Raw genomic sequence first — 13,558 nt, 5'->3', positions numbered from 1 at the left:
CCACGCCGTGCGGACCCTCCGGAGGAGGGTCCGCGAATGACGAATGACGAATGACGAATGACGAATGACGAACGACGAACGACGAACGACGAACGACGCCGGTCCCGGCCAGGCCCGATCTCGAGGGCGACGTAATCAGAACTCGGTCAGGAGGACTCGGTCAGTAGAACTCAACCGTGTCGACGACGTTCACGAGCGGATGCCCGTCGAGCAGCCGAGTGGCATTGTCGGCGAACAGCTCGACGACGGCCGCCTCCTCGTCGACCGCGAGGGCCGCGGTATGCGGACTGATCAAGACGTTGGGCAACGCCCAGAGCGGGCTCGTGCGGGGCAACGGCTCGACGTCGAACACATCGAGTGCCGCGAAACCGATCCGCCCGTCCTCCAGCGCCGCGATAAGAGCTGATTCATCGACCACACTGCCGCGGCCCACATTAATGAACGTGACACCGCGTTTAACCCGTGCGAGCAGTCGTTCGTCGACGATCCGCTCCGTGAGATTCGTGCCGGGTAGCGCGCACACGATCGCATCCATATCGCCGATGACATCAATCACCTCGTCGAGGCTGACAAACCGGTCGACATCCGGGTGTTTGGCGTCGGCATGGCGCGAGGTCGCCGTAACACTCATTCCGAGCGCCGAGAGAGAGCGGGCAACGGCCTTGCCGATTCCGCCGAAGCCGAGGATCAACGCCTTTTGCGTGGAGATTTGCCGCGACATCCACCGGTCGCCCCAGTGGTGCCGGCTTTTCAGCCGCAGCAGCCGGGGAAGGTCTTTGGCGCCACAAAGGATACCCAGCACCACGAATTCGGAAAGCGGCGATCCATGTACACCGGCGGAGGTGGTGAAGATAACTCTTTCGAGGTGCGACGGGCTCAGCCCGGCTCTCCCGACCTGCTGACCGCCGCCGGCGGACGTCGCATGCACCCAGCGAAGACGCGGATTCGCATGCACCGTCCGGGAAAGTGCCGCAGGATCGACGTCGGGGATCCCGAGCAGCGCGTCGGCCGTATTGAGGAGGGCTTCGAATTCCGCTTGCTGCTCAGGGGTCCGCCGAAATCCGGGGTCGCCGGAGAAGTCCGCCCTGTGACGTATCGGCGGAAGCAACGAGGGATCATTCAGCAGGGTCACGCGCGGTTCGCGTTCTATGATGCGCTGATAGGACTCCTCATGAAGGGGGTTGGCGACAGCTACCCGAAGGCGTTTCTGGCCGGGCAAAAGTGGTTCCTCGGTCGGCTTGTCATGACCATTCATTCGCAGCTCAGCCCTCGACAAAGAGCCGTTGAGCACGTTTCCACGCTTCGACGGAAGTCTCCATGTGAACCTTCATCGCGTGGTGCGCCTTCTCGGGGTCGCGCTGTTCGATCGCCCGCAAAATCTCCGTATGCTCCTTCAGCGCAAGTGAGATCGCGCCAGGAAGATGATCGGTCAACTGGCGCGCGTTCAAAAGAAGGTCCCCCACACCCTCGAGCACGTTGCGGAACGCCACGTTGTGACTCGCGACCGCCAGCGTCGCGTGGAAGGCGACGTCGGCACGGTAGGCGCCATGGCCGTCCCGGTGAGCGCGTTCGTAGTCCTCGAGCGCGAGGGTGATCGCTTCGAGGTCGGCGGGTGTCGCCTCGGTTGCCGCGCGCTTGGCGATCTCGGTTTCCAACACGCGTCGCAGTTCGTAGATGTCCCCAACGGCCTCGCCGGCCAGCAATGCCGAGATGGCCGTCGCCTCAACCGCCTCGTCGATCGGCACGGAGGTCACCCTCGCTCCAACGCGCGGGCGGACGTCGAGGTAACCCATGGTGACCAGCGACTGGACCGCCTCTCGGACGGTGTTGCGTCCAACCCCGTAGGCCTCCATGAGTTCCTTCTCGCCGGGGACCTTCGAGCCCGGCGGAAGCTGGCCGCTCTTGATCTTGAACAGCAGGTCGTCGGCGATCGAGGCCGACAGGTTCCTCCTGGTCGCCTTGACACGAGGTTCGATCATCTGATCTACTCCATTCATCCTACAAATAGGATCAATCGGATTCTAGCGATAATCCGGTTCAGCGGCAAATCCCCGGCCTACTCGCTTTGTGGCGTTATGACGCTTTGTGGCGTTACGACGACATAACCCCCAGAAGCAACCAGAGAAAGCGGCAATGATGTTGACAGGTGAACGACGTCTGCTCCGTGCCGTCACGGTGATCGGAGCAGTCTCCACGCTGGCCGTAGCGCTCACAGCGTGTTCCGCCCCTCAGGAGTCGGGCGCCACGAGTGCGCCACTCGATCCCGCCCTGGCCAAGTCGGCGAAGGGGAATATTGCGGTTTGCGGGCCGACGGACTCGTCCGGTGTTTGGAAGGCGACGATGGCGGCCTTCAATAAGGCGCACCCGGAGTCGTCAGCCAATTACACGGAGCTGGGGGCGGCGGCCGACGACCAGCTTCAGCAGATTACTCAGCGAATGCAGACGAAGTCGACCCAGTGCGATGTTTTCCGGCTGGATGTGGTGTGGACGGCGCAGCTGGCCGCTCAGGGGTGGCTCGCGGACACGAGTAAAGTCATCGCGTCCAAGCTGGACAAGCTCATCCCCTCCACTGCCGGCACCCTGCTCTACAAGGGCAAATACTGGGGCGTCCCGTTCTACTCGAACACGGGTCTGCTCTACTACCGCACCGACAAGACGCAGGCTCCGCAAACCTGGCAGCAGCTCTACTCCTACGGTGAGAAGGACCCCAAGAAGGGATTCCTCTACCAGGCCTCGCAAAGCGAGTCGCTCACCATCAGTTTCCTCGAGCAGCTCTACAGCGCGGGTGGCGAGGTGCTGAACGACAAGGGCGAGGTCGCCATCAACTCGCCGAAGACGGTCGAGGTGCTGACCTTCATGCAGAACGGCATCAGTAAAGGTGCCGCGCCGAAGACCGTGTTGACGTATGACGAGGACGCCACCCGCCTCGCGTTCGAGGCCGGCGCCGGCGCGACGATGCGCAATTACCCGTACGCCTACGCCGCCGGTCAGAAGTCGGCCATCGCCGGCAAGTTCGCCGTGACGCCGCTCCCCGGCTGGCAGACGCCAGGCAGCGGCGTCGGCGTGCTCGGTGGCAGCAACGTCGCCGTCAGCACGTTCTCCAAGAACCAGGCGGGCGCCCTCGCGATGATCGACTTCATGACCAGTGACCAGTGGCAGGAGCAGATCGCGATCAGCAACTCGCTCGCTCCCGCCGTCGCGGCGGCCTACACCTCCGAGCCGGTCAAGAAGGCCCTGCCGTTCTCGCAGGAGTTGCTGAAAGCGCTGACGAGTGCGAAGTCCCGGCCGGTGTCACCGGTCTACCCGCAGATCTCGCAGGCGATCTACCAGAACGTGGGGAAGGTGCTCTCCGGAGAGCTGACTCCGCAGGCGGCGGCACCGCAGATGGCGGACAAGATCGCCAGTGCCCTGAAGACGTTCTGACAGCGATGCGGTTTCTCCGATCCTCGAGGCGCCTCCCGGTGTCAGATGAGAGGCGCCTCGCAGGGCGGATGGTCGCGCCCGCCCTGATCCTCATGGCCGGCGTCGCGGGCTATCCCGTGCTCTACGCCATCTGGCTTTCGCTGCACCAGTACAGTGTCATCACCCCTGGGCTCTCACGGTTCGTCGGCCTGGGCAACTACATCGAGCAGCTCACCTCGCACGCGTGGTGGGCGGCTGTGGGCAACACCTTCGTCTTCACCTTGATCTCGGTCCCGCTCGAGCTGCTCGTGGGGATCGGGATGGCGCTCCTGCTGAACATCGCCTTCCGGTTCAGGCCGCTGCTGCGCAGTATCGTGCTGCTCCCGTACGCGATCCTGACCGTCGTGAGCGCCATCACGTGGCGGACCATCTTCGACCCGGACCTGGGTCTCGTCTCCACCATGCTCGGTGCCCTCGGTCTCACCGACACCGGCGTGGTCTGGCTGGGTCAGAGCGGATACGCGATGACGGTAGTGATCTTGGCGGATGTCTGGAAGACCGCGCCCTTCGTCGCGCTCCTCGTCCTCGCCGGACTCCAGGTCATTCCGGCCGAGTTGCGCGAGGCCTCGCAGATCGATGGCGCCGGTGCTTTGCGGCACTTCTGGAACATCACCCTGCCCCTGCTCTGGCCCGCGATCGCGCTGGCGATGATCTTCCGGACCCTCGACGCTCTGCGTGTCTTCGACCTTCCGTTCGTTCTGACGCGTGGCGCGTACGGCACGGAGACGATGTCCGTCCTGGCCTACCAGACCTTGCGTGGCAACCAGTTGATCGGTGAAGGATCCGCGGTGTCGATCCTCACCTTCGCGTTCGTCATGCTCGTGTCCTTCCTCTACATCCGCTTCGTCGGCGGCAATATCCGATCGGTCGTCAAGGGAGGTTCGCGATGACCAACGCGATCACTGGCCGGCAGCCGTCAACCCGGCGGCGGCCCCGACGGCGCGGAGCGGAACACAATCCGCTGGTCTGGTGTGCCGTCGCCATCGTCATGATCTTCTCGCTCGTGCCGCTCTACTGGCTCATCAACACGTCGTTGAAGTCCGGGCCCGATCTCTCGACGGCGAGTCTCACCCCTCCGAGCCCTACTCTGGACAATTACCTGGCGGTCCTCGGCGACAGCCGATTTCTGGGCGCCCTGGTCAATTCCATCATCGTGGCCACGACGACGACGATCCTCGCGCTCACCGTCGCGTCGTTCGCCGCGTATCCTCTTGCGCGGCTCACGATGCGCGGAAAGTTCCTCATTCTGAGCATCGTGCTTTCCGTGACCACGTTCCCGGGCATCGCGATCGCCGCGCCGATGTTCGCCCTGTGGAATGATCTCGGGCTCTACAACACGCTCGTCGGGCTGATCATCCCGTATCTGACGTTCACGCTGCCGTTGTCGATCTACACCCTTGTGTCCTTCTTCAAAGAGATCCCCGTGGAGCTCGAGGAGGCGGCCTACATCGACGGCACGTCCCCTTTCCAGGCGTACTACAAGGTCATTCTTCCGCTCGCCGCGCCCAGCATCGCCACCGTGGGCATCCTCGCGTTCATCTTCGCCTGGAACGAGTTCCTGCTCGCGGCCACGTTGACCTACAGTCCCGCGGCTCGCACCGTCCCTGTCGCCATCGCGTTCTTCACCGGCGCGAGCGAGTACGAGCAGCCGCTCGGCACGATCAGCGCCGCGTCCGTGATCATCTCGATCCCGCTCGTCCTCCTGGTCCTGGTCTTCCAGAAGAAGATCGTGTCCGGTCTCACCGCGGGAGCGGTGAAAGGATGAGCACTCGCGACGACGTCGGGGCCGCAACGGGACAGTGGTGGCGCGAGGGGGTCTTCTACCAGGTGTACGTGCCGTCCTTCCAGGACGGCAACGGGGATGGATTCGGCGACCTGTGGGGCGTGGAGCGGCGCCTCGACTACATCGCGGAGCTCGGCGTGACCGCGATCTGGCTGAGCCCGGTCTATGCTTCACCGCTGCTGGACTTCGGTTACGACGTGTCCGGGCACACGGAGGTCGGGACGCCGTTCGGCGATCTGGCCGTCTTCGATCGGCTCGTTCGAGGGGCGCACGATCGAGGGCTACGTGTCGTACTCGACTACGTGCCGCAACACACCTCCAGCGAACATCCGTGGTTCCGTGACGCGCTGTCCAGTCGTGACAGCGCGCACCGGGACTGGTATCTCTGGCACGACCCGAAACCGGACGGCAGCCCGCCCAACAACTGGGCCTCCGCCTTCGGCGGCTCCTCCTGGACCTTCCACGAGCCGACCGGACAGTATTACTATCACGCGCATCTCCCCGAGCAGCCGAGCCTGAACTGGCGCAACCCGGACGTCCAACAGGCGATGTTCGAGGTGATGAGGTGCTGGCTCGACCGCGAGGTCGACGGGTTCCGCGTGGACGCGGTGTGGCGGCTCATCAAGGACGCGCGACTCCGCGACAACCCCATGGATGACGGCGGAGAGTCGTTCGAGATCGGTGGCGCGGCCGCCCATACGACCGTCCGGCAGGTTCAGAAGTACACCGCCGACCAACCCGAGCTCCCAGGGCTCCTCGCGCGGATGCACGCGGTCACCGAGGAGTACGACGACCGGATGCTGATGGGTGAACTCCATCTCAAACTAGAACGCGTTGCCGCTCTCGGCGGGCGAGGGCTGGACATCGCGATGAACTTCTCGCTCATCGACACCCCCTGGAACGGTATCGACCTGGCGAACCTCATCCAGCGCTACTACGCCGCGCTCCCGCCTGGCTCGCACCCCAACTGGGTGCTGAGCAACCACGACAGGTCTCGTCTCGCCAGCCGCATCGGACCGGACCGCGTCCCCGGCGCACTGGCCCTGCTGCTCACGCTCAGGGGAACGCCGACGCTCTACTACGGCGACGAACTCGGTCTACCCGACGCCCCGGTCGACGGCGGGCATGCCCGCGACTGCGCCGAACTACGCGCGCCCGGCCTCGGGCTCGGCAGGGACCCCCAGCGGATGCCCATGCCATGGCGCGCGACGCCAACGCACGCCGGATTCACGCCCGATGACGTCGAGCCATGGCTCCCCATACCGTCGTGGGCGGGACGGTTCAGCGTCGAGAGCCAGGAACTCAGCTCCCGCTCGGTTCTCCGCCTCGTCCAAGAACTCCTGACGCTCCGGCGAGAGCTGGCCGCCCTGCGCCGAGGTGGCATCACCGTGCTCTCCGCCCACCCGGACCATCTCGCCTACCTCCGCGGCGACGGAGAAGACGCGGTTCTGGTGGCGGTGAATCTTTCCGAACGTCATCAGAGGATCGCCTTCTGTGGTTCCGGGCGTGCGCTGTGGTCGTCGCACGCGACCGTCGATGAGCGAGAGCATGCGATGGGCGCGATCGACCTCGCACCCTTCGAAGCACGACTCCTCGCCATGCAGTGGCCGGTTCCGGTCACGGCATAGGAAACCGTGCCCCAGGCGGTTACCGTCGGGAACGTTCCAGCGAGGGAGGTATCCATGGATCCGGGACTGTCCGATTCGCGTGCGGTGCTCAGTAAGCTGATCGAGGTCCGGCAAGCCCTGGCCGACAGCCGGGTGGCTGTCGATCGCCAGGCCCGGACGAAGCGCCTCAAAGCCATGGCCGCGCTGCTCGTCGCCGCGTGCACCACATACGACCACGACAAAGACGCCTTCACGTTCGGCGACTTCCTCAGCCAATGGCTGGAGATCAGCCCGATCACGTCGGCGGAGCTGGCCGGTGTCGCCCTGACCGGGGAGGACGGCGACGAGCTGGGGGCCGGCTGGGAGCGCGTCTTCGGCGCCTACCTGCGCGCGCTGCTCGACAGATGGCCCGCCATGAGCCTCACCGACAACCGGGTCCGCGATCGCATACTCGCCGGACTGCGCCGCTGCGCGGTCACCGTTCGCCCCTGCGCGGACGGCGTCATCAGATTACGCGCGCTCACTCACCAGGACCTGGATCAGGACGTCGCGCTTCCCGTGCTGACGCGCCGGGTCGTGCATCTGCTGCTCGGGGGCGGCAGCGGGCCGGGGCTGACGTTGTACCGGTACGCCCTGCCGCAGTACGGGCTGCCCGCGACATACGCGAACGTGAGCGAGGTCATCAAGGGGGAGGGGTACACGACAGACCTCTCCTTCGTGCCCGCACACGAGCGCGACGCCGTCCACTACGCCATCCTGCGGACGACTCAGATGATGCTCAAGGGCGCGCCGCTGAAACTTCGGGGCGCCGTCTGGCCGCTGACCATCCCCGTCCCGGGCGGGTACGCGCGCTACGAGCTGATCACCGACCACAACGGTTGCGTGCGTGCCGAGCGGCTCGGCGACGGCGCGGATCGGCCGCTGCCCGGGTGGCTGTCCCGGGCACGTTCCGTGGACGACCGCAAGGCATTGCTCAAGCAGGCGTTCCAGCTCGGCGGCGTGGGCGATCGGCCACCGGGCGCCAAACGCGCCGAGAAGAAGTGGACCGCCACCGAACTCGGCCAGATCGCCTCCGTGCTCGACCGCATCCCGGCAGGCGACCGCGACGCGCTCACCGGCACCTCGCTCATCCGCGACTTCGCGTTGACCTCCGACCAGGTGGCCAGCTTCCACGGCGGCATGACCCACGTCGGCGAGGGCGGCGACGACCTCGACGGTCCGCCCGCCGAGCCGACACCGCACCTGCACTGCTATGACGTCATTTTTCAGGAAATGGTGCGTATGGCATGCGGCCCGCCGGGGGACAGCGGGCCCGGCGGGGACGCGACCGTCCTGCACGAGATCGGCCACGTGGTCACCATGTGCCCCCATGAGCAGGCCGTTCGGGCGCTGGCCAAGCTCCGCGACAAGCCGCGGACCGCCTACGAGCGGCTCGACATGTACCTGCGCTCCCTGTCGACCACCAACGAGTTCGTCGCCGCCTTCACCGCCTGGACCCTCGCCTACGGCGCGTACACCGACGCCAACGACACCTTCTCCGACGCGGCGCACGCCTGCTGGCAGGCCTTCAGAACGGACGTGCCCCCGAACGCCGAGACGCTTCTCAACCGCTATGCGGAGGCACAGAAGGCGGCCGTCGCCACGGCGGGGCCCACGATGACCGCAGCCCGAGACCTGGACAAACTGCTCCCCGACCAGGAGCGCAAGGTCGTCCTGGTCACCGAAGTACTGCTGGGCCGCCACACGCTCATTCCCGGGCTGGCAGCGCCTGGATTCACTCTGGCGAGGTTCGCGGCTTACGCGCGTCGAGTCGGCTTCGTGCCGTTCACCGCGTACGGGCAGAGCTCCAACAAGGAGTTCTTCGCCGAGACGTACGCCCTCTACACGACCGACCGCGAGCGACTGTGGCAGCTGAACTGGCGGATGTGCGCCTGGATGGAGGACGGTTACCCGGCTCTCGGTTCGTACGAGCCGAGAGTCCGCTGACTCTCCGTCGCGGCAATACCGAAAGGGCACACAACGGGACCGCGGGCGTGCGGGCGCCTTGCTCACGTTCGGGTACGGCCGCAGGCCGGGCGGTGTCGGGCGGGCTCAGGCGGGAGTGCGTGCGTACGGGTGGACGTCGATGGGCGGGGTCTCGCCCAGTGCGAGCGCGGCGGCGATCTCGCCGGTGAACGGCCCCGCCGTCAGGCCGTACGCGCCCAGGCCCGTCGCCACCACCACCCGCTCGGTGAGCCGCTCGATGAGCGCCGTGCCCGCCGCGTGCACCGGCCGCAGGCCCACCCGCGTCTCCACCACCCTCGCGCCGTCCAGACCGGGCGCCACCCGCAGGCCCGCCGCCAGGACCTCGTGGATCCCGCCGATGGTGACGTACGGCGAGAACCCGGCGTCCTCCACGGTCGCGCCGACCACCAGCCGCGAGCCGGGGAACCCCAGCAGGTACGGCCCGCTCCGCGGCAGCACGATCGGCCAGGAGGCGGTGTCCACGCCGTCGAGGGTGGCATGCACGATCTGCCCGCGCCTGGGGAACACCGGGATCTCCACCCCCAGCGCCCGGCACACCTCCCCGCTCCAGGCCCCGGCGGCCACGATCACCACATCGGCCTCCACCGGCACCCCGTCTCCCCGAGCCGGCGCCCTGAGCCCCTTGGCCGGTGTCTCTCCGACCGGCGCCCCCGTGCTCGGCTCCGGGCAGGGCGAGTCGGTGGTGGGGTGGAGGCGCACCGCGCCGCCGGGGGTGAGGGTCGCGGTCCCCGTACGGAGCTCGGTGCCCCGGCGGACGGCGGCGCGGAGGAGGGCGTCACGTACCGCCCGCCCGTCCACCCGAGCGGCCCCCGGCACGTGGATCGCGCTCAGACCCGCGCTGAGCGGCGGAAACAGCGCCGACGGAGCCGCCACGTCCGTGATGTCGCCCATTTCCGGTGCCTCCGGACGGCGGCGCAGCAGAAGGGCGCGCACCGGCTCCAGCTCGGCCGGGTCCTGGGCCACCAGCAGCGCCCCCACCCGGGCGTACCCGATGTCCTCGCCCAGCTCCGACACCAGCTCGGGATAGCGGCGAGCGCCCTCACGCGCCAGCGTGTACCAGGCGTCGTCGTCGGCATGATCCACCCACGGGCACACGATCCCCGCGCCCGCCTCCGTCGCCCGCCCGCTGAAGGCCCCGTCCACCACCGTCACGGACACCCCGCGCCCGCTCAACCGCCAGGCCGCGGCCGCTCCGACGATTCCGCTGCCGATCACCGCAACACGCATGACCTCATGATCGCAGCCAGGAGGAGTGCGCCCGGCCTCGGGGCGCGGCGGCCGGTCAGCCGCCGGCGGCCCAGCCGTGCGCCTTCATGAGATGGCTCGCCACGCGGGCGAAGCGACCGCCGTCGAGCACCGCCCCCTCACGCCTGATGTCGTCCTCGTCCAGGACGAAGACGCGGTCCAGCCGCAGGTAGGACGTCTTGCCGTCGCGCCCCCACACGCCGATCTCCAGCCAGTCGGGGCCGTCGTCGCCCTGGCTGGACAGCATCATGCCCAGCAGCCTGCGCCCGGTGCGGCCCACGATCAACAGCGGCCGGTCCTTGCCACGCTCCGGGTCCTCCTCGTACGGCACCCAGGCCCAGACGATCTCGCCGGGATCGGCCAGCCCGTCGAGGTCGGGGGAGTAGGACAGCGTCGCGGCCCGGTCGAGCGAGTGGATCTCCCGCACCGCGCCACGGGCGGGCCGGGGGTCCTCAGCTGAATCACGCACGCGTGGGAGCTTACGCCACCGGGCCGTCGTTGATCCAATCCTGGCCGCATGGATCAGGGGCTCAGCGCCGTGAAGAAGTCCCTCACGTCGGCCGCGAGCAGCAGAGGCGCCTGAAGCGCGGCGTAATGGCCGCCGGCGGGGAACTCCGACCAGCGCACCACGTTGTGCACGACCTCGGCGTAGCGGCGCACCGTGCTGTCGCCGGGGAAGACCGCCACGGCCGTCGGCGTCTTGCCCGGCTCGGCGGGCTGCTCCCAGGCCGAGGCGCCCTCGCGATAGAGGCGGGCGGAGGAGCCCGCCGTGTCCGTGAGCCAGTAGATCGTCACGTTGGTCAGGATGTCGTCGCGCGACAGGCCGCCGACGTCCTGGCCCCAGGAGGCGTAGGCGTCGAGGTTCCAGGCGAGCTGGCCGGTGGGCGAGTCGGCCAGGCCGTAGGCCAGGGTCTGCGGGCGGGTGCCCTGGATCATGGCGTACCCGGAGTAGTGGCGGTGCCAGCGCTCCACCCCTTTGGCCCGCTCCACCTCGGCCTCGGTCAGCCCGGTCATGTCGTCGTTGGCGAATGTCGTGAGCGCGTTCAGATGCACCCCGACGACGTGCTCCGGGTCGAGCCGGGCGACCTCGGGGGAGATCAGCGAGCCGAAGTCGCCGCCCTGGGTGCCGTACCGCGGATATCCGAGCCTGCTCATCAGCTCCGCCCAGGCGGCGGCGATCCGCCGCACGCCCCAGCCGGTCTCCGTCGTCGGCCCCGAGAAGGCGAAGCCGGGGATCGACGGGACGACCAGGTGGAAGTCGCGGCTGAGCGGTTCGATGACGCGGGTGAAGTCGGCGAACGAGCTGGGCCACCCGTGCGTCAGCAGCAGCGGCAGCGCGTCCTCGCGTGGGGAGCGGATGTGCGCGAAGTGCACGCGTTGCCCGTCGATCACGGTCGTGTACTGCGGCAGGGCGTTCAGCCTGGCCTCGTGCTCGCGCCAGGAATAGCCGTCCAGCCAGTGATCGGCCAGCTCGCGGACCGCTTCCGGCGGCACCCCGTACGACCAGCCGACCCCCTCCAGAGCGTCGGGCCAGCGAGTACGGAGCAGTCGCTCCGCCAGATCGTCCAACGCGGCCTGCGGGATATCGATGACGAATTTCTCCATGCCCCGAAGCTAGGCAGCATTGTGGCCAGGATCAGGCCACAATGGCGCACGTGTTGGACACCTCCGCAAGGCTGCTCCGTCTGCTGTCCCTGCTGCAACTGCGGCGCGACTGGCCCAGCGCCGACCTGGCCGAACGGCTCGGCGTCGCGGTCAGGACCGTACGCCGCGACGTCGAGCGGCTGCGCAGCCTCGGCTACCCGGTCCACTCCACGCCCGGCGTCTCCGGCGGCTACCGGCTGGGCGCGGGCGCCGAGCTGCCGCCGCTGCTGCTGGACGACGACGAGGCGGTGGCCGTCGCGGTGGGCCTGCGCACGGCCGCGGGCGGCACGGTGACGGGCATCGAGGAGACCTCCCTGCGCGCGCTGGCCAAGCTGGAGCAGGTGCTGCCCGCCAGGCTGCGCCACCGGGTCAACGCGCTGCAGACCCACACCGTCCCGATCACCCGCGAGGGCCCGACCGTCGCCTCCGACGTGCTGAGCGCCGTGACCGCCGCCTGCCGCGACCACGAGCAGCTCCGCTTCGACTACACCGGCCACGACGGCGCCACCGCGCAGCGCAGGGCCGAGCCGCTCACGCTGGTCAACTGGTCCCGCCGCTGGTACCTGGTCGGCTGGGACGTCGACCGGCAGGACTGGCGCATCTACCGCGCCGACCGCCTGCGCCTCCGCACGCCGAACGGTCCCCGTTTCACGCCGCGTGAGCCGCCGGGCGGCGATGTCGCGGCCTGGGTCGAGCGCCGACTGGGTCACGAGATGTGGCCGATCCAGGCTCGCGTCCTGCTGCACGCCCCGGCCGGCCAGGTCGCGAGCCGTACGTCGTCGGGCGTCGTCGAGCCGGTCGGCGACGACACCTGCGTGCTCACGTTGCGCGGCGACGACCTGCATCTGATCGCCGTGGTCGTGGCCTTCCTCGACCTCGACTTCGAGGTGCTGGAGCCGGTCGAGCTCAAGGAACGGATGCGCAGGCTCGGGCGGCGCCTCACCACCCTCTAGAATCTCGTTCTGTGACGTCAGCGTTCTTCACGCGTAAGAGGGGCGAGTTCGTGCCCGCCCCGCACGCCCGCGGCCCCTGGTCGCCCGACATGCTCCACGGCCGCCTGCTCGGCGGCCTGGCGGCCATGGCCGTCGAGCAGGAGCACGGTGAGCCGGACCTGCGGTTCGCCCGGCTCACCGTTGATCTGTTCCGCAACAGCCCGTTGCTCCCGGTCACCGTCGAGACGGCGCTGGTCAGGGACGGGCGCAGGATCCGGGTGGCCGACGTGACGATCCGCACCGACCAGGGCGTGATCGGCCGGGCCAGTGCCGTACTTCTCAGGAAGGGCGAGCAGCCGGACGGCGAGCGGAACGACACGCCCGCGTGGGACGAGCCGCCGCCGTCGGAGCCGCCGGTGACGGGCGGGGCGTGGGAGCCGCCGTTCGAGCTGTGGCGGCTGACCGACTGGAGCGAGCCGGGCCCGAACCGGGTCTGGCTGCGCGAGACCCATCCGCTCGTCGACGACGAGCCGCTCACGCCGTTCACCAGAGTGGCGCTCGCGGCTGATTTCGCCAGCCCGCTCAGCAACGCCGACACCGGCGGCCTGCACTTCATCAACGCCGACTACACGCTCACGCTCGGCCGGGTCCCCGAGGGGGAGCTGATCGGCGTGGAGGCGACCGGGCATCTCAGCCACGGTGGCGTCGCCACAGGGCAATGCACCCTGCACGACGCCACCGGGCCGATCGGCTTCTGCCTCGTGACCGCCGTGGCCAATCCGGCCACCTTCCGCAGCCGCTAAGACACGGCCGCTAAGACACGGCCGTTGAAACACGGCCGTTGAAACACGGCCGTTGAA

Annotated in this window: 12 protein-coding genes; 7 read left to right on the top strand and 5 right to left on the bottom strand. The window is 68.2% G+C overall.

Features of this window, described 5'->3' with window-relative positions; genetic code table 11:
- Positions 1-160: 160 nt before the first annotated feature.
- Both AB0F17_RS01870 and AB0F17_RS01865 read right to left on the bottom strand, forming a co-directional pair.
- Positions 161-1,291 (bottom strand): D-2-hydroxyacid dehydrogenase, encoded by a 1,131-nt coding sequence (locus tag AB0F17_RS01870; RefSeq protein WP_358014580.1) that lies wholly within the window; start codon positions 1,289-1,291, stop codon positions 161-163.
- The gene (locus AB0F17_RS01865) at positions 1,263-1,979 is read right to left on the bottom strand and encodes a FadR/GntR family transcriptional regulator (protein ID WP_358014577.1); all 717 of its coding nucleotides are present in this window, start codon (positions 1,977-1,979) and stop codon (positions 1,263-1,265) included. Before AB0F17_RS01865 ends, AB0F17_RS01870 begins: the two co-directional genes overlap by 29 nt.
- Positions 1,980-2,133: 154 nt before the next feature.
- Between AB0F17_RS01865 and AB0F17_RS01860 the strand changes: the two genes are divergently transcribed.
- Genes AB0F17_RS01860 through AB0F17_RS01840 form a run of 5 tightly spaced genes read left to right on the top strand, consistent with a single transcriptional unit; the run spans position 2,134 to position 8,838 of the window.
- Positions 2,134-3,423, top strand: a complete 1,290-nt coding sequence (locus AB0F17_RS01860) for an ABC transporter substrate-binding protein (RefSeq protein WP_358015653.1) — start codon at positions 2,134-2,136, stop codon at positions 3,421-3,423.
- Between the two features lie 38 nt (positions 3,424-3,461).
- Positions 3,462-4,352: a sugar ABC transporter permease gene (locus AB0F17_RS01855; RefSeq protein WP_358014574.1), complete on the top strand. Its 891-nt coding sequence runs from the start codon at positions 3,462-3,464 to the stop codon at positions 4,350-4,352.
- The gene (locus tag AB0F17_RS01850) at positions 4,349-5,227 is read left to right on the top strand and encodes a carbohydrate ABC transporter permease (protein WP_358014570.1); all 879 of its coding nucleotides are present in this window, start codon (positions 4,349-4,351) and stop codon (positions 5,225-5,227) included. The genes AB0F17_RS01855 and AB0F17_RS01850 overlap by 4 nt, the downstream gene beginning before the upstream one ends.
- On the top strand, positions 5,224-6,873 hold the full coding sequence (locus tag AB0F17_RS01845; protein WP_358014568.1) for an alpha-amylase family glycosyl hydrolase: 1,650 nt from the start codon (positions 5,224-5,226) through the stop codon (positions 6,871-6,873). The genes AB0F17_RS01850 and AB0F17_RS01845 overlap by 4 nt, the downstream gene beginning before the upstream one ends.
- A gap of 54 nt (positions 6,874-6,927) precedes the next feature.
- Positions 6,928-8,838: a hypothetical protein gene (locus tag AB0F17_RS01840; protein WP_358014565.1), complete on the top strand. Its 1,911-nt coding sequence runs from the start codon at positions 6,928-6,930 to the stop codon at positions 8,836-8,838.
- A 105-nt stretch (positions 8,839-8,943) separates the two neighbouring features.
- Here AB0F17_RS01840 and AB0F17_RS01835 read toward each other — a convergent pair whose 3' ends face one another.
- From AB0F17_RS01835 to AB0F17_RS01825, 3 genes are read right to left on the bottom strand one after another with little or no spacing between them, the layout of a single operon-like run.
- Positions 8,944-10,104 (bottom strand): FAD-dependent oxidoreductase, encoded by a 1,161-nt coding sequence (locus tag AB0F17_RS01835; RefSeq protein ID WP_358014563.1) that lies wholly within the window; start codon positions 10,102-10,104, stop codon positions 8,944-8,946.
- A 55-nt stretch (positions 10,105-10,159) separates the two neighbouring features.
- A complete protein-coding gene (locus AB0F17_RS01830) occupies positions 10,160-10,591 on the bottom strand; it encodes a type II toxin-antitoxin system PemK/MazF family toxin (RefSeq protein WP_358014560.1) in 432 nt (143 codons plus the stop codon).
- A 53-nt stretch (positions 10,592-10,644) separates the two neighbouring features.
- Positions 10,645-11,727 (bottom strand): epoxide hydrolase, encoded by a 1,083-nt coding sequence (locus AB0F17_RS01825; RefSeq protein WP_358014557.1) that lies wholly within the window; start codon positions 11,725-11,727, stop codon positions 10,645-10,647.
- A 50-nt stretch (positions 11,728-11,777) separates the two neighbouring features.
- On the opposite strand from AB0F17_RS01825, the gene AB0F17_RS01820 reads away from it, so the two are divergent.
- Positions 11,778-12,719: a YafY family protein gene (locus AB0F17_RS01820; protein WP_358014554.1), complete on the top strand. Its 942-nt coding sequence runs from the start codon at positions 11,778-11,780 to the stop codon at positions 12,717-12,719.
- Positions 12,720-12,730: 11 nt separating this feature from the next.
- A complete protein-coding gene (locus AB0F17_RS01815) occupies positions 12,731-13,501 on the top strand; it encodes a thioesterase family protein (protein WP_358014551.1) in 771 nt (256 codons plus the stop codon).
- Positions 13,502-13,558 lie beyond the last annotated feature (57 nt).

This window comes from Nonomuraea sp. NPDC026600, from assembly GCF_040638335.1.
GTDB lineage: Bacteria > Actinomycetota > Actinomycetes > Streptosporangiales > Streptosporangiaceae > Nonomuraea.
This window is presented reverse-complemented; position numbering and strand designations above follow the sequence as displayed.